Source organism: Streptomyces sp. QH1-20 (genome assembly GCF_041283565.1).
GTDB classification, from domain to species: Bacteria; Actinomycetota; Actinomycetes; order Streptomycetales; family Streptomycetaceae; genus Streptomyces; species Streptomyces syringius.
The window spans coordinates 4,851,485-4,867,233 of record NZ_CP166299.1; the positions used below are offsets into that span (position 1 = coordinate 4,851,485).

12 protein-coding genes are annotated in these 15,749 nt (G+C 72.0%); 11 read left to right on the plus strand and 1 reads right to left on the minus strand.

What is annotated here, in order from left to right; genetic code table 11:
- The first annotated feature begins 202 nt into the window (after positions 1 to 202).
- From AB8O64_RS22105 to AB8O64_RS22150, 10 genes are all read left to right on the plus strand, one after another.
- Positions 203 to 1,258 (plus strand): XRE family transcriptional regulator, encoded by a 1,056-nt coding sequence (locus AB8O64_RS22105; protein ID WP_370420884.1) that lies wholly within the window; start codon positions 203 to 205, stop codon positions 1,256 to 1,258.
- A 337-nt stretch (positions 1,259 to 1,595) separates the two neighbouring features.
- A complete protein-coding gene (locus tag AB8O64_RS22110; RefSeq protein ID WP_370420886.1) occupies positions 1,596 to 2,585 on the plus strand; it encodes a malate dehydrogenase in 990 nt (329 codons plus the stop codon).
- Positions 2,586 to 2,900: 315 nt separating this feature from the next.
- Entirely contained in the window at positions 2,901 to 4,499 is a 1,599-nt protein-coding gene (locus AB8O64_RS22115) for a hypothetical protein (RefSeq protein ID WP_370420888.1), read from the plus strand.
- Positions 4,496 to 5,044, plus strand: a complete 549-nt coding sequence (locus tag AB8O64_RS22120) for a hypothetical protein (protein WP_370420889.1) — start codon at positions 4,496 to 4,498, stop codon at positions 5,042 to 5,044. The genes AB8O64_RS22115 and AB8O64_RS22120 overlap by 4 nt, the downstream gene beginning before the upstream one ends.
- A gap of 13 nt (positions 5,045 to 5,057) precedes the next feature.
- The gene (locus AB8O64_RS22125; RefSeq protein WP_370420890.1) at positions 5,058 to 6,038 is read left to right on the plus strand and encodes a hypothetical protein; all 981 of its coding nucleotides are present in this window, start codon (positions 5,058 to 5,060) and stop codon (positions 6,036 to 6,038) included.
- Between the two features lie 187 nt (positions 6,039 to 6,225).
- On the plus strand, positions 6,226 to 7,728 hold the full coding sequence (locus tag AB8O64_RS22130) for an aldehyde dehydrogenase family protein (protein WP_370420891.1): 1,503 nt from the start codon (positions 6,226 to 6,228) through the stop codon (positions 7,726 to 7,728).
- A gap of 108 nt (positions 7,729 to 7,836) precedes the next feature.
- On the plus strand, positions 7,837 to 9,396 hold the full coding sequence (locus AB8O64_RS22135; protein WP_370420892.1) for a GMC family oxidoreductase: 1,560 nt from the start codon (positions 7,837 to 7,839) through the stop codon (positions 9,394 to 9,396).
- The gene (locus tag AB8O64_RS22140) at positions 9,396 to 10,484 is read left to right on the plus strand and encodes a glycine betaine/L-proline ABC transporter ATP-binding protein (RefSeq protein ID WP_370420893.1); all 1,089 of its coding nucleotides are present in this window, start codon (positions 9,396 to 9,398) and stop codon (positions 10,482 to 10,484) included. Before AB8O64_RS22135 ends, AB8O64_RS22140 begins: the two co-directional genes overlap by 1 nt.
- 91 nt (positions 10,485 to 10,575) lie before the next feature.
- A complete protein-coding gene (locus AB8O64_RS22145) occupies positions 10,576 to 12,639 on the plus strand; it encodes an ABC transporter permease (RefSeq protein ID WP_370420895.1) in 2,064 nt (687 codons plus the stop codon).
- Between the two features lies 1 nt (position 12,640).
- A complete protein-coding gene (locus tag AB8O64_RS22150; RefSeq protein WP_356453489.1) occupies positions 12,641 to 13,621 on the plus strand; it encodes an ABC transporter substrate-binding protein in 981 nt (326 codons plus the stop codon).
- A 92-nt stretch (positions 13,622 to 13,713) separates the two neighbouring features.
- Here AB8O64_RS22150 and AB8O64_RS22155 read toward each other — a convergent pair whose 3' ends face one another.
- Entirely contained in the window at positions 13,714 to 14,190 is a 477-nt protein-coding gene (locus AB8O64_RS22155; protein WP_370420896.1) for a carboxymuconolactone decarboxylase family protein, read from the minus strand.
- A 47-nt stretch (positions 14,191 to 14,237) separates the two neighbouring features.
- On the opposite strand from AB8O64_RS22155, the gene AB8O64_RS22160 reads away from it, so the two are divergent.
- The gene (locus tag AB8O64_RS22160) at positions 14,238 to 15,677 is read left to right on the plus strand and encodes a PLP-dependent aminotransferase family protein (RefSeq protein ID WP_370420897.1); all 1,440 of its coding nucleotides are present in this window, start codon (positions 14,238 to 14,240) and stop codon (positions 15,675 to 15,677) included.
- Positions 15,678 to 15,749: the final 72 nt, after the last annotated feature.

The following is a 15,749-nucleotide window of genomic DNA, read 5'->3' on the forward strand; positions in this document are numbered from 1 at the left end:
CGTGCGCGTGACGTATGTGATCAACCGCAAATACCTCCGTGCGCCCCGGCGTTGGGAACTGATATGCCGAGTCGCGGCATCCCTGTGGACAGTCAGCACCGAAGCTGTGGAGAGGGCGCGCGAGGGGTAGGAAAGGGCACGGAAAAGTAACCGGAAGGGCAGGGCAAGGTTCACCGTAGACATCGGGGGACAGGGGAGGGCAATGCCTCGCTGGAAGGCGCTACCGGAGGAACTCGACCCGCAGGTGCGTGAGTTCGCCGAGCAGCTGCGCAGACTCGTCGAACGCAGTGGTCTGAGCGTCGCCGCGGTCGCGGACCGCACGGGATACAGCAAGTCGTCGTGGGAGCGCTATCTGAACGGGCGGCTGCTGCCGCCGCGCGCGGCGGCCGAGGCGCTGGCCGAGGCGACGGGCACCGACGTCGGCCATCTGAGCACGATGTGGGAGCTGGCCGAGCGCTCCTGGAGCCGTTCGGAGCTGCGGCACGACACGACCCTCGACGGGATGCGGGTCGCCCAGGCCCGGGCCGCGCTGGGCGAGTTCGGCCCGCCGGCCGAGGGGGCGGTGCCCCGTGAGCCCGGCGGCTACCACGCCGACCCGATAGGCCCGCAGATAGGCGCGCGCACAGGACCGCGGCAGGGCCCGCCGGAGCAGATACGATCCGCCGCGCTGCCTCCGGCAAGGGTCGGACAGTCGCCCGACGTGCGGTCGGCCGCCATCCCGGACGACCGGCGGCCGCGTGCCCATGTCGCCCTGTTCCTGACCGGTGTCCTCGGCGCCCTGCTCGTCGTCGCCGCCGCGCTGCTGCTCTTCGGCATGGGCGAGGGCGAGACGGGCGGGCAGGCCGGTCCGGGCACGTCGCCGAGCGGCAGTGTCGTCGGGCTGCCCGCCGGGGTGAAGTGCTCGGGTGGCGACTGCGCGGGCAAGGACCCGGAGACCATGGGCTGCGGTGGCCGTCATGCCACCACGGCCGGTTCCGCGACCATAGGGACCTCCTATCTGGAGGTCCGCTACAGCAAGGTCTGCGGCGCGGCCTGGGCCCGCATCACCCAGGCCGTCCCCGGTGACACGCTGCGGGTCAGCGCGGCGGCCGGCGGCGGGGTGCCGGCCCGTTCGGAGGACGGCCGGGTCGACCGCGACGCCGACGGCTACACCCGCATGGTCCCGGTCGCCGGCCCCGAGCGTGCCTCGGCCTGCGCGACGCTGACGACCGGCCGCAAGGGGTGCACCGTGCCGCGGGCGGCGTCCGCCGCGGGCTAGGACGCCGGATCAGCCCCCTGGGGCCGTGTCGGGTGCACCTCCGCTGCGCGGCGGTGTCCTCAAGCGCCGGACGGGCTGGATATGGCTGATCCCAGCCCGAACCAGCCCGTCCGGCGTTTGAGGACGCGCCCGCAGGGCGCTTGCCGCCGCAGGCGGTACAGGTGGCCCGCCGTCGGCAGGACGATCCGTCGGACAGACACTCGTGAGGCGTCCCACACAGGGTCGGCGGTTCACGGGGTGCGCGGTCGGATAGCCTGACGCCGGGTCTCTTGACACCGAGAGAGATCCCCACAAATGGGCAGGGACACCCAACCCCAGTTCGCAGCAGGAGACCGCCATGACCCGCACTCCCGTCAATGTCACCGTTACCGGCGCGGCCGGTCAGATCGGCTACGCGCTGCTCTTCCGCATCGCCTCCGGTCACCTCCTCGGCGCGGACGTGCCGGTCAAGCTGCGGCTGCTGGAGATCCCGCAGGGCCTCAAGGCCGCCGAGGGCACCGCCATGGAGCTCGACGACTGCGCCTTCCCGCTCCTCCAGGGCATCGAGATCACCGACGACCCGAACGTCGGCTTCGACGGTGCGAACGTGGCCCTCCTCGTCGGCGCCCGCCCCCGCACCAAGGGCATGGAGCGCGGCGACCTGCTCGAGGCCAACGGCGGCATCTTCAAGCCCCAGGGCAAGGCCATCAACGACCACGCCGCGGACGACATCAAGGTCCTCGTCGTCGGCAACCCGGCCAACACCAACGCGCTCATCGCGCAGGCCGCCGCCCCGGACGTACCGGCCGAGCGCTTCACCGCGATGACCCGCCTGGACCACAACCGCGCGCTCTCGCAGCTCTCGAAGAAGACCGGTGTCCCGGTCTCCGAGATCAAGAAGCTGACGATCTGGGGCAACCACTCCGCCACCCAGTACCCGGACATCTTCCACGCCGAGGTCGCGGGCAAGAACGCCGCCGAGGTCGTGAACGACGAGAAGTGGCTGGGCGACACCTTCATTCCGACCGTCGCCAAGCGCGGTGCCGCGATCATCGAGGCCCGTGGCGCGTCCTCGGCCGCCTCCGCCGCCAACGCCGCCATCGACCACGTCCACACCTGGGTCAACGGCACCGCCGTCGGCGACTGGACCTCCATGGGTATCCCCTCGGACGGCTCCTACGGCGTGCCCGAGGGCCTCATCTCCTCCTTCCCCGTCACCTGCAAGGACGGCAAGTACGAGATCGTCCAGGGCCTGGACATCAACGAGTTCTCCCGCGCCCGTATCGACGCCTCGGTGCGGGAGCTCGCGGAGGAGCGCGACGCGGTCCGCGGTCTCGGCCTCATCTGAGCCGAACTCCCGTCGGCCGGAGGCCGGCGCAGCTCTCTCGAAGCCCGTGAGGCCCTCCGGGGCCGAGCGGTGCGAGAGGAGCGTTGGGCACAGTGCGCGACGCGGTCCGCGGTCTCGGCCTCATCTGAGCCGGTCCTGATCTGATCAACCCGCTTTTCGTACGGGCGTACTGACGTACGTCCGTACGGGGTGCTTTTCGGCCCGTCATTTGCCTCCGGCAGGGGGTCGATGGCGGGCCTTCTGGCTTATTCTGGATTCTCCGAAAATCCGTCAACTCCTGCACCTTCGCAGGTGAGTTCGACGATCGGGGGACGCATGACCCAGTCCGGTCCACACGACTCCCGCACGGAGGCCACACGGCTGCTGTGCGCGGGTGTCTATCTCGACGCGGACTTCCGCCGCCGCGTCATCGAAGAGCTGGTGGAACACGAGGAAAGACCCATCGCACCGTCGCTCGGCATCGACGTCGTGCCGGTGCTCGCCCACGCCTTAAGAGCCCGCGGGCAGGAGGTGCTGACCGCGCTCCTCCTGCTCGCTCTGTGGGTCGCCTTCTTCGCCGTCGACCTGTCCACCGGCACCGGCGGGATGCTGGGGGTGCCGGGGATGTGGGCGCTCATGTACGCCGTGGTCTGCCTGGGCGCCTGGTCCGCACGGGCCGCCGCCGGGCGCGGGACGGCGGTGTACGTCGTCGACAAGTCGACCCTCCGCCAGGCCCTCAAGGGCAGCGGCGGTCTGAAGAGGCTGCTGCCCGTCGGCCCGCCCGTGCTCATGATCGGCTATTGGCTGCTCGCCGTCGTCGCGCTCTTCCAGGGCGGCAACGACTGGGTGGCCGTGCTCTTCCCGCTGCTGCTGGTCCTGCCGGTGTGGCTGCACCGCTCGCGGGTCGCGGCCGTCATGCGGCTGGAGCTGGGCCGTCAGGCCTTCCACCACCGGCCCCGGGCCGTGCCGGCCGGTCGCTACCGGCGGATCGGCGCCTCCATCGACCGCGAGCAGTACGCGGGGCTGACCATCTACGACCCCTTCCGGCCCTTCATCGGCATGGGCCAGCCGTACGAGCCGTGGTCGTTCGCCCTGGAGCTCAAGCGCTCGGGGCTCGCCAAGTCCGACGACGAGCCGTTCACCGGCCGCACGGTCGTCGAGCTGATCCGGCCCCGGCTGGAGGCGCTGCGCGACTCGGCCGCCGAGACCAGCCGCGACCGGCTCAAGGACCTGGAGATCGAGGAGTTCGTCTATCTGCCCGTCGGCCCGCAGCGGCCCGCCGTGCGCTACGACGAGCCGACCGTGCGGGCGCATCTGCGGGAGTCCGTCGACGAGGGCGGCGAGGCACGGCGGCATTTCCTGCGGGTGCGCGTCGGTGCGTGGGACGAGCAGATCGTGGTGTCCGTGCTGGTCAGGGTGCACACCCAGGGCGGCATGCTGGTGCTGGAAGTGGTGCCGCACGTCCTGACGCCGATCCGGCCGGAGTTCCGCGCGGTCGATGTGATCGCGGCGCGCGGCGAGGAGGACATCCTGCGCGACGGCGCGCGGGCGCTGCTGACCGGGCCCGCCGCCGGCTTCGCCGCGGCCGTCTCGGCGGTCCGTACGGGCATCACCCTCTTCCGGACCTGGCTGGCGGACCCGCGGCGCGCGGTGCCGGACGGCCCGGCGGGGTCGGTGCGGGAGCTGGCCGGGGTGCGCACCGTCTCGCTGTTCCAGGAGATGGACATCAGCCGTTACGTGAAGACGGTCCAGGACCGGATCGCGAGCGGTGTGCGGGACGCGCTGCGTTCCAAGGGATATGAGACGGATCAGTTCGAGCAGCAGATCGTGCAGGTCAGCGAGGGCGGTGTCTTCATCGGCTCGATGAGCGGCGGTGCGGTGGCCACGGGCAGTGGTGCGCAGGCCAAGCACGTGGCGGGAGGCGTCGGCCAATGACGGACGAACAGCGCGACCAGCGCGAGCGTGAGGTGCGTGAGGGGCGCGGGAAGGTCGGCGGGGTGGCCGTGGGGCGGTTCTCCGGCGGCGCCATCGCCACCGGTGACGGCTCCCGTGCCGAGGACCGTTCGGAGCGCGTCGGACAGGGCGCCGAGCAGGGGAGCGGCCCTGCGGCCGTACCGCAGTCGGTGCCGGAGGACGGCGGGGTGGCCGTCGGGGAGATGTCGGGCGGCGCGGTCGCCACGGGCCCCGACGCCGAAGCGGTGTACGCCTCCCGGCAGTTGCTGTCCGCGTCTCCGGAACTGCTGGCGGCCGTGCGGCTGCTGCGGCAGCAGTTGCCGCTGCTCGCACGGGCGGAGGGCGACGGGCTCGACCGCTGTGACGGGCAGTTGGCGGAGCTGGAGGAGGAGGTGGTGCGGACCGGCCGGGCCGAGCGCGGGCGGCTGGTCCGGCTGCGGGCGCTGCTGACCGGCGGAGCCACGACCGCCGGGGGACTGGCGTCGGCCATAGCCGTCGTCCAGGCGATCAGCGGGCTGCTCGGGTGAGGGGGCGGGGAACATGAGTTATTGGGACGCGGACCGGCAGCAATGGGTCGAGGGCTTACCGCCCACACCTCTGCCGCCCCGCCCTGCCCGCCGGCCCTCGCCGGAGGCCGAGACCGAGACGGGCCTGGGGCCGGTCCCCCCGGACGGGTTCTCCCCGGACGGGTTCTCCTCCGACGGGCTGCCGCCGGAGGGGCCGTACTACCCGGACGAGCCGGAGGACCTGCCCAGAGGCCCCTCGCACGCGTCGATCCTGGCCGGGGTGATGGCCGGGGTTCTGCTGGCGAGCGGCATCGGCATCGGGGCCTGGGCGCTGCTGCGGGACGACGACGGCGATTCCTCGCCCGGTGAGTCCGTACCCAGCCTGAGTGCCCCGGCGACCCCGGGCCCGACGTCCGACGGTTCGAGCCTGTCCGGGGGCACGACGACCGGGGGCACGACAGGGGGCACGAGTACCGGGGGCACCACGACGGGCGGCACCGGTGGCTATCCGTACACCCCGTCGCCCACCAGCCCCGGCACCCTGTCGGGCACCCCCGGAGCGGGAGCGCCGCCGGGATATCTGCGGACGGACGACCCGGCCGGGTTCCGCCTCGACGTGCCCCGGAACTGGCGGCGCAGCACGGAGGGCGCCAGCGTCTTCTACAAGACGCCGGACAACAAGAGCCTGATCCAGGTCTTCACGCTCAACGGCCCGGAGGGCACTCCGTACGAATCGCTGGTGGCGACGGAGAAGACGGTCTCCAAGAACAAGGACTACCGACGGCTGAGCCTGGCAAGGGTCAGTGGAAGGGCGGGTGACACGGCGGAGCTGGAGTACACCTACGAGCGGGACGACGGCAGCGTGCGGCACATCATCATCCACGCCTTCACCGGGCCCGACCGGCGGCAGTACGCGCTGCTGGTCGCCGGGCCCGTGCACGTCTGGGACGCACATCTGGAGATCTTCAAGGTGCTCCTGCGGTCGTTCTGTCCCGCGGGCTACTGCTCGTCGTAGCTCAGGCCGGGTTGCTCACGGAGCGACCGGAAATCCTCACGGAGAGTCCCGGGTGACGTGACTCGGGTCACTCTTTGTGAAAGAAGTGGCATAGGTTTTGCCCCACCGGTTAGGGGCGTCCCGTTGCCGAGTCCGACTTTGCTCGGCCGGTAACGGGACGTTTCGGAAATCGGAAGGCAGAAGAGACATGTCGTCAGTCGAGACCATCCATGTGGACGGGGCGTGGCGCGCCGCCGCGTCCGGCGCGCAGCGGGAGGTCCTCGACCCCGCAGACGCCAAGACACTCGCCGTGGTGTCCGAGGGCGGCACCGAGGACACCGACGCGGCCGTCGCCGCGGCCCGGCGCGCGTTCGACTTCGGCCCCTGGCCGCACACGCCCGTCGCCGAGCGCGCCGCGCTGCTGCGCCGCGTGGCCGACCTCCTCCAGCGCGACCGCGAGACCATCGCGCTGACCGAGAGCCGCGACACCGGCAAGACCCTCGAAGAGGGCCGCACCGATGTCGACTGCGTCTCCGATGCCTTCCGCTACTTCGCCGATCTCGTCGTGGGCGAGGGCCCCGGCCGCGTCGTCGACGCGGGCTCCGCCGACGTCCACAGCGTCGTCGTGCACGAGCCGGTCGGCGTGTGCGCGCTGATCACCCCCTGGAACTACCCGCTCCTGCAGGCCAGCTGGAAGATCGCCCCGGCGCTCGCCGCGGGCAACACCTTCGTCATCAAGCCCAGCGAGGTCACCCCGCTGACCACCGTGCAGCTGGTCCGGCTGCTGGTCGAGGCGGGCCTGCCCGACGGCGTCGCGAACCTCGTCACCGGCGCGGGCGACCCGGTCGGTGCCCGTCTCTCCGAGCACCCGGACGTCGATCTCGTCTCCTTCACCGGCGGACTGGCCAGCGGCACCAAGGTCATGCAGGCCGCCGCGCCGACCGTGAAGAAGGTCGCCCTCGAACTCGGCGGCAAGAACCCCAACGTCGTCTTCGCCGACGCCTGCGCCACCGACGAGGACTTCGACACCGCCGTCGACCAGGCCCTCAACGCCGCGTTCATCCACAGCGGCCAGGTCTGCTCGGCCGGCTCCCGGCTCATCGTCGAGGAGTCCGTCAGCGAGCGCTTCGTCGCCGAACTCGCCCGCCGCGCCGAGAAGATCAAGCTCGGCCGGGGCACCGAGGACGGCGTCGAGTGCGGCCCGCTCGTCTCCGCGCAGCAGCTTGACAAGACCGAGGCCTACGTCGCCTCCGCGCTGGCCGAGGGCGCCGCGCTGCGCTGCGGCGGATCCCAGCCGGAGCCGAACGCCGTGCGACCGGCGGCCGGTTACTTCTACTCGCCGACCGTCCTGGACCGCTGCGACCGCACGATGAAGGTCGTCCGCGAGGAGACCTTCGGCCCCATCCTCACCGTGGAGACCTTCCGCACCGAGGACGAGGCCGTCGCGCTCGCCAACGACACCGAGTACGGGCTCGCGGGCGCCGTCTGGACGAAGGACGCGGGCCGCGCGCGCCGTGTCGCCGGCCGGCTGCGCCACGGCACCGTATGGATCAACGACTTCCACCCCTACCTGCCGCAGGCGGAGTGGGGCGGCTTCGGCAAGTCCGGCATCGGGCGCGAGCTGGGGCCGTCCGGACTGGCCGAGTACCGCGAGGCCAAGCACATCTACCAGAACCTCGCACCGAAGCCGGTGCGCTGGTTCGGAGGCTGAGCCCCGCGCAGCCGGTCGGTGACACCGACGGCCGATGACCGAAGCCACCGCCCGACCGGGCCGGTGCCGTACGAGCGAAGAACTTTCCGCCCCCGAGGAGTACCCCCCATGCCCCCCGCAGTTGAGAAGATCACCGCCGACTACGTCGTCGTCGGCGGAGGCACCGCCGGATCGGTGATCGCCTCCCGGCTCGCCGAGGACCCGGGCCTGTCCGTGGTCGTGATCGAAGGCGGTCCGTCCGACGTCGACCGCCCCGAGGTGCTCACCCTGCGCCGCTGGCTCGGTCTGCTCGGCGGCGAGCTGGACTACGACTACCCGACGACCGAGCAGCCGCGCGGCAACTCCCACATCCGGCACAGCCGGGCGCGGGTGCTCGGCGGGTGCTCCTCGCACAACACCCTGATCTCCTTCAAGCCGCTGCCCGGCGACTGGGACGAGTGGGCGACCGCGGGAGCAGAGGGCTGGGACGCGGAGTCGATGGACCCGTACTTCGCCCGGCTGCGCAACAACATCGTGCCGGTGGACGAGAAGGACCGTAACGCCATCGCCCGCGACTTCGTCGAGGCCGCCCAGGCGGCGATCGACGTGCCGCGTGTGGAGGGCTTCAACAAGAAGCCCTTCCACGAGGGCGTCGGTTTCTTCGACCTCGCGTACCACCCGGAGAACAACAAGCGTTCCTCCGCGTCCGTCGCCTACCTCCACCCCCACATGGAGGCCGGTGACCGCCCGAACCTCCGCATCCTGCTGGAGACCTGGGCGTATGAGCTGCAGCTCGACGGCAACCGGGCGACCGGCGTGCGGGTCCGCACCGCGGACGGCACCGAGATGATCGTCGAGGCGGACCGGGAAGTCCTGCTGTGCGCCGGCGCGGTGGACACCCCGCGGCTGCTGCTGCACTCCGGCATCGGCCCCAAGGCCGATCTGGAGGCGCTGGGCATCCCCGTGAAGCACGACCTGCCGGGTGTGGGCGAGAACCTGCTCGACCACCCCGAGTCGGTGATCGTCTGGGAGACCGACGGGCCGATCCCCGAGAACTCGGCGATGGACTCCGACGCGGGTCTCTTCGTCCGCCGCGACCCGGCGGCCAACGGGCCCGATCTGATGTTCCACTTCTACCAGATCCCCTTCACCGACAACCCCGAGCGGCTCGGCTACGAGAAGCCCGAGCACGGCGTGTCGATGACCCCGAACATCCCCAAGCCGCACAGTCGCGGCCGGCTGTACCTGACCAGCGCCGACCCGGCCGTCAAGCCCGCGTTGGACTTCCGCTACTTCACCGACGAGGACGACTACGACGCCCGTACGCTCGTCGACGGCATCAAGATCGCCCGGGAGATCGCCAAGGCCGAGCCGCTCGCCAAGTGGCTCAAGCGCGAGGTGTGCCCCGGCCCGGAGATCACCTCGGACGAGGAGATCAGTGAGTACGCGCGGAAGGTCGCGCACACCGTCTACCACCCGGCGGGCACCTGCCGCATGGGTGCTGTCACAGACGAACTGGCCGTGGTAGACCCCGAGTTGAGGATTCGCGGCCTCGACGGCGTCCGCATCGCCGACGCGTCCGTCTTCCCGACGATGCCCGCGGTGAACCCGATGATCGGAGTACTGATGGTGGGGGAGAAGTGCGCCGAACTGCTCGGTGCGGCCACGAGCCTAGGTGGTGATGCGTGATGAGCGCTGACGGTATACAGACCATGGAGGCCGGTAGCAGCACCGAGGCCCCGCCCGTCTTCTCCGTGCGCAATCTGTGGAAGGTCTTCGGTCCGAAGGCCGACCGCGTCCCGGACGGCCCGCTGGCCGAGCTGTCGCCCGACGACCTGCGCCGGGAAGCCGGCTGCACGGTCGCCGTCCGTGATGTCTCCTTCGACGTCCGGCAGGGCGAGGTGTTCGTCGTCATGGGCCTGTCCGGCTCGGGCAAGTCCACCCTCGTCCGCTGTCTGACCCGGCTCATCGAGCCGACCTCCGGCGCCATCGCCATCGACGGCGAGGACGTCGTCGGCATGGACCGCGGCCGGCTGCGCGATCTGCGTCGGCACCGCGCCGCCATGGTCTTCCAGCACTTCGGGCTCCTCCCGCACCGCACCGTCCTCGACAACGTCGCCTACGGCCTGGAGATCCAGGGCGTCGGCAAGGCCGAACGCCGCGCCAAGGCCATGGAGATGGTCGAGAAGGTCGGCCTCGCCGGCCTGGAGGGCCGCCGCCCCACCCAGCTCTCCGGTGGACAGCAGCAGCGCGTCGGACTGGCCCGCGCACTCGCCGCCGACCCCGAAGTCCTGCTGTTCGACGAGCCGTTCAGCGCGCTCGACCCGATGATCCGCCGGGACATGCAGGAAGAGGTCGTCCGCCTGCACGAGGACGAGGGCCGCACGATGGTCTTCATCACCCACGACCTGTCGGAGGCGCTGCGCGTCGGCGACCGCATCGCGCTGATGCGCGGCGGCCGGATCGTGCAGTGCGGCACCCCCGAGGAGATCGTCGGCTCCCCGGCCGACGACTACGTCCGCGAATTCGTCCGGGACGTCCCCCGCGAGCAGGTCATCACCGTCCGCCGCGCGATGCGCCCCGCCACCGGCGGCGAGGCCGAGTCGGGCCCCGCCCTGGCCCCCGCCACGACGGTCGCCGACGCGATCGAGGCCGTGGCCCGCACCGGCTCCCCGGCCCGTGTCGTGGACGCCGGGCGCTGCCTGGGCGTCGTCGACCACAAGAGCCTGCTGCGTGTCGTCGCCGGGCTGGACCGCGTGGAGAGGGCGGCGGCATGAGCGAAGGTACGTATCGCACGACGGCCCCCGCGGCCCCGCTCGCGGAGGCGCGCCCCACGGGCCGCCCCGCCCGACCGGACGGGAGGCTCGCATGAGTGCCGCCACGTCCCCGGCGAAGCCGGCCACGAAGGTCACCACGGCCAAGCCCGCCCAGCCCGCCCCTTCCGGCAGGGCCTCCGCTCCCGCGCCCGGCAGAGCCACCGCCGCCGAGGCTCCGGCGGCGACGAGCGGCCGCAGTGTCCTGAGCTTCCTCAGCACCCACCCCGTCGCCCGCAAGCTCCTGCTGCTCGCGGTCGCCGCGGCGGTCCTCGTGCCGCTCGCCCACGCCCGCTGGGGCAGCGGCAGCTGGCCCGACGCGCTGACGGTGGGCCTGGACGAGCCGCTCGACAAGGTCAGCGACTGGATCATCGACAACCGGGACAGCCACTGGGTGTTCCTGTACTTCTTCGGCCACATCAGCAACGCCATCGTCACCTCCGTGCACGCCGTCTACGTCGTGCTGCTCGCCCTCGGCTGGGCGGGCGTGACGGCCGCGGCGACGCTGCTGGCCTGGCGGGTCGCCGGGGTCAAGGTCGCCGCGACCACCCTGGCGTCGCTCGCCGTGTGCGGGCTGCTGGACATGTGGGTGCCGACGATGCGGACGCTCGCGCTGATGGCCGTGGCCGTCGCCGCGTCCGTCGTCATCGGCGCGCTGCTGGGCCTCGCCGCCGGGCTGTCGGACCGGATGTTCCGCGGACTGCGGCCCGTCCTCGACACCATGCAGGCGCTGCCCGCCTTCGCGTATCTGCTGCCCATCGTGCTGGTCTTCGGCATCGGTGTGGCGCCGGCCGTGCTGGCCACGGTCGTCTACGCGGCCCCGCCGATGGCGCGGCTCACCGCGCTGGGGCTGCGCGGCACCGACAAGGGGGTGCTGGAGGCCGTGGCGTCGCTCGGCGCCACCGGGCGGCAGCGGCTGCTGACCGCGCGGCTGCCGCTGGCCCGCCGTGAGCTGCTGCTCGGCGTCAACCAGACCATCATGATGGCCCTGTCGATGGCCGTCATCGCCTCCGTCATCGGCGCCGACGGCCTCGGTGACCGCGTCTACCAGGCCCTGTCGACCGTGGACGTCGGCAGCGCCCTGGCCGCGGGCATCCCGATCGTGCTGCTGGCGATCGTGCTGGACCGGACGACCGCCGCCGCGGGCGAGCGCATGGGCACCGAGTCCCGGGGCAAGGGCGGACAGCGCTGGGCGCTCGTCGCCGTGGCCACCGCGGCCGTCGCCGTCATCACCCGCGCCATGGGCGCCCTGAGCTGGCCGGACGGCTGGACCGTGGCCATCGCGGCGCCGGTCAACGACGCCAAGGACTGGATGGTCGACCACCTCTACTCCGGCATCCCCGGCATCGGCGGCACCGCCGACTGGGCCGCGCACTACACCGGCTGGGTCCTCGACCCGCTGCGCGACGGTCTGCTGGGTCTGCCCTGGTGGGGCGCGCTGCTGATCGTCGCCGCCCTCGCATGGCTGATCGGCACCTGGCGGACCGCCCTGACGGCCGTCCTCGCGCTCGGCGCGATCGGTGTGCTCGGCCGCTGGGAAAGCTCCATGGACACCCTGTCGCAGGTGCTCGCGGCCGTCGCCGTGACCCTCGTCCTCGGCTTCGCCATCGCCGTGGGCGCCGCGCGCAGCCGCCGCACGGAGCGGCTGCTGCGACCGGTCCTGGACGTCTTCCAGACGATGCCGCAGTTCGTGTATCTGATCCCCGTCGTCGCCCTGTTCGGCGTGGGCCGGGCCCCGGCGGCGGCCGCCGCGATCGTCTACGCGCTGCCGGCCGTCGTCCGCATCACCAGCCAGGGCCTGCGCCAGGTGAACCCGGGCGCCATGGAGTCCGCCCGCTCGCTCGGCGCGACCAGCGGCCAGCAGCTGCGGCACGTGCAGTTCCCGCTGGCCCGCCCGGAGCTGCTGCTCGCGGTCAACCAGGCCGTGGTGCTGGTGCTGTCCGTCGTCATCATCGGCGGTCTCGTCGGTGGCGGCGCGCTCGGCTACGAGGTCGTCTTCGGCCTCGCCCAGGGCGACCTGGCCACCGGGCTCATGGCCGGTGTGGCGATCGCCTGCCTGGGCCTGATGCTCGACAGGGTCACCCAGCCGACGAAGGCCCGTGCCGGAAAGGGGGCCTGACATGGCTCGCAAGCGCGTCATCACCATCGGGGCCGCCCTGGCGGGCAGCCTCGGACTCCTCGCCGCCACCGGCTGCGGGGCGGCCGACATGACCAAGCAGGCCTCGCCCTACGCCAACGCGGCCGGGGCGAAGACCGTGACCCTGTCCGTCCAGTCGTGGGTGGGCGCCCGCGCCAACACGGCCGTCGCCCAGTACCTGCTGGAGCACGAGCTGGGCTACCGCGTCGACACCGTCCAGGTCGACGAGGTGCCCGCCTGGGACGCGCTCAGCCAGGGCCGCGTCGACGCGATCATGGAGGACTGGGGCCACCCGGAGCAGGAGCAGCGGTACGTCAAGGACAAGAAGACGATCGCGCCCGGCGGTGACCTCGGGGTCACCGGGCACATCGGCTGGTTCGTCCCCAAGTACTTCGCCGACGCCCACCCGGACGTCCTGGACTGGAAGAACCTCAACAAGTACGCGTCGCAGCTGCGCACGGGCGAGAGCGGCGGCAAGGGCCAGCTGCTCGACGGCTCCCCGTCGTACGTCACCAACGACAAGGCGCTCGTGAAGAACCTGAACCTGGACTACCAGGTCGTCTTCGCGGGCTCCGAGGCGGCGCAGATCACGCAGATCAAGCAGTTCGCCAAGAAGAAGCAGCCCTTCCTCACCTACTGGTACGAGCCGCAGTGGCTCTTCAACGAGGTGCCGATGGTCGAGGTGAAGCTGCCGAAGTACACGGACGCGTGCGCCGAGAAGGGCGCGGCCGATCCCGACACGGTCGACTGCGCCTATCCGACGTCGTCGCTGAAGAAGTTCTTCAACGCGGAGTTCACGGAGAAGGGCGGCAAGGCGGCCCGCTTCCTGAAGAACTTCACCTGGTCGAAGAAGGACCAGAACGAGGTCTCGCAGATGATCGCCGAGGACAAGCTCCCGGCGGAGGAGGCCGCGAAGCGCTGGGTGCAGCGGCACCCGGACGTGTGGAAGGCGTGGCTGCCGTAAGGCCCGCCGCACCTCGCCGTATCTCCGAAGACGGCCCCGGCCCGCCGACACGCACGTGTCCGGCGGCCCGGGGCCGTCTGCGTCGGGTGCCGTCAGGCCTCGTACAGGCCCGGCGTCATGCGGGTGGTGACGCCGATGCGGTTCCAGGCGTTGATGGTGGTGATGAGGGCGATGAGCTGGGCCAGCTCCTGCTCCTCGAACTGCGCGGCGGCCCGGTCGTAGACCGCGTCCGGGACGAAGCCGTCGGTGAGGACCGTGACGGCCTCGGTGAGGGCGATGGCCGCCTGCTCCTTCTCCGTGTAGTAGCCGACCGCCTCCTCCCAGGCGCCCAGGAGGTAGATGCGCTCCTCCGTCTCGCCCGCCTTGCGGGCGTCCTTGATGTGCATGTCGAGACAGAACGCGCAGTGGTTGAGCTGCGAGGCGCGGATCTTGACCAGCTCGATCAGGGTCGGTTCGAGGCCCTTGCGGGAGGCCATTTCCAGGCCGTACATCGCCTTCTGGACCTCGGGTGCCAGCTTGTGGAAGTGCATCCGGGGACCGTGGCTGTGGGGAGTGGCGTTGTTCGTCATACCGATGACACTACGGCCGGGTTAGCCCACGGGTATGGTCCATTTCCATGCGGAAATCATGGGCCACTTCTCAGGACGCCACACCGCCCCCCGGCGGCGCCGATCTGCATCTGGACCTCACCGGGCCGGGCGGCGTACGGGCCAATCTGATCCGCGCCCTGCGTGACGCCGTCCGGACGGGCCGCCTCGCGCCCGGCACCCGGCTGCCCTCCTCCCGCTCGCTCGCCGTCGATCTGGGGCTGGCCCGCAACACCGTCGCCGACGCGTACGGCGAGCTGGTCGCCGAGGGCTGGCTCACCGCCCGCCAGGGCTCCGGCACCCGCGTCGCCCAGCGCGCCACGCCCCGGGCCCCCGAGCGCCGCGCCACCCCGCCCCGGCCGCCCGCCCGCCCCACGTACGACCTGCGCACCAACTCGGCCGACGTCTCCGCCTTCCCCCGCGCGGCCTGGCTCTCCGCCGCCCGCCGCGCCCTGGCCAAGGCGCCGAACGAGGCACTGGGCTACAACGACGGCATGGGCCGCCCCGAGCTGCGGGCCGCACTCGCGGACTACCTCGCACGGGCCCGGGGCGTCCGCGCGGACCCCGGCCGGATCGTGGTGTGCGCGGGCTATATGCAGGGACTCGCCCTGCTCAGCAGGGTGCTGCGGCAGCGGGGCGTGCGCGAACTGGGCGTCGAGGAGTACGGGTTGTGGCTCCACCGCGACGTCATCGCCCGCGTCGGACTGCGCGGCCGGCCGCTACCGGTCGACGAACGTGGCGCGGACGTCGGCGAGTTGGACGCGCACAAGAACGTCCGGGCGGTGCTCCTCACCCCGGCCCACCAGTTCCCGACGGGCGCGCCGCTCCACCCCGACCGGCGGTCCGCCGTCGTCGACTGGGCCTCGCGCACCGGCGGGCTGATCCTGGAGGACGACTACGACGGCGAGTTCCGCTACGACAGACAGCCGGTCGGCTCCCTCCAGGGCCTTGGCCCCGAACACGTCGTCTACTGCGGCACGGCGAGCAAAGCCCTCGCCCCGGCCCTGCGACTCGGCTGGCTGGTGCTGCCGGAACACCTGGTCGGTGACGTGCTGGCGCTCAAACGGACGGGGGAGTGGGGGTCGGGCGTCCTCGACCAGCTCACGCTCGCGGAGTTCCTCACCTCGGGCGCGTACGACCGTCACGTCCGCGCGATGCGGTTGCGCTACCGCCGCCGCCGCGACCAGATCGTGGCCGCCCTCGCCGAACACGCCCCGCACGTCCGCGTCACCGGCATCGCCGCCGGACTGCACGCCGTGCTCGAACTCCCGCCGGGCACGGAACGCACGGCCCTGCAGGCCGCCGCGTGGGACGGCCTCGCCCTGGAGGGCCTGAGCCGCTTCCGGCACCCCGACGCCCCCGGCGCGCCCGATGCCCCCGACGCCCTGGTCGTCGCCTACGGCACCGCGGCGGACCACGCCTTCCCGTCCGTCCTGGAGGCCCTCCTCCGCTCGCTGCCGCCCGCGTGAGCGGCGGTCGGGCCGGCCGGACTCGCTGTCAGCGCGCTGTGTCATTATGCGGACGCGCCCCAGGGGAGGGTC

Excerpts from the sequence above, each read along its gene's own strand:
- AB8O64_RS22105 (WP_370420884.1), top strand. The coding sequence starts at position 203 with ATGCCTCGCTGGAAGGCGCTACCGGAGGAACTCGACCCGCAGGTGCGT.
- AB8O64_RS22110 (WP_370420886.1), top strand. The coding sequence starts at position 1,596 with ATGACCCGCACTCCCGTCAATGTCACCGTTACCGGCGCGGCCGGTCAG.
- AB8O64_RS22115 (WP_370420888.1), top strand. The coding sequence starts at position 2,901 with ATGACCCAGTCCGGTCCACACGACTCCCGCACGGAGGCCACACGGCTG.
- AB8O64_RS22120 (WP_370420889.1), top strand. The coding sequence starts at position 4,496 with ATGACGGACGAACAGCGCGACCAGCGCGAGCGTGAGGTGCGTGAGGGG.
- AB8O64_RS22125 (WP_370420890.1), top strand. The coding sequence starts at position 5,058 with ATGAGTTATTGGGACGCGGACCGGCAGCAATGGGTCGAGGGCTTACCG.
- AB8O64_RS22130 (WP_370420891.1), top strand. The coding sequence starts at position 6,226 with ATGTCGTCAGTCGAGACCATCCATGTGGACGGGGCGTGGCGCGCCGCC.
- AB8O64_RS22135 (WP_370420892.1), top strand. The coding sequence starts at position 7,837 with ATGCCCCCCGCAGTTGAGAAGATCACCGCCGACTACGTCGTCGTCGGC.
- AB8O64_RS22140 (WP_370420893.1), top strand. The coding sequence starts at position 9,396 with ATGAGCGCTGACGGTATACAGACCATGGAGGCCGGTAGCAGCACCGAG.
- AB8O64_RS22145 (WP_370420895.1), top strand. The coding sequence starts at position 10,576 with ATGAGTGCCGCCACGTCCCCGGCGAAGCCGGCCACGAAGGTCACCACG.
- AB8O64_RS22150 (WP_356453489.1), top strand. The coding sequence starts at position 12,641 with ATGGCTCGCAAGCGCGTCATCACCATCGGGGCCGCCCTGGCGGGCAGC.
- AB8O64_RS22155 (WP_370420896.1), bottom strand. The coding sequence starts at position 14,190 with ATGACGAACAACGCCACTCCCCACAGCCACGGTCCCCGGATGCACTTC.
- AB8O64_RS22160 (WP_370420897.1), top strand. The coding sequence starts at position 14,238 with ATGCGGAAATCATGGGCCACTTCTCAGGACGCCACACCGCCCCCCGGC.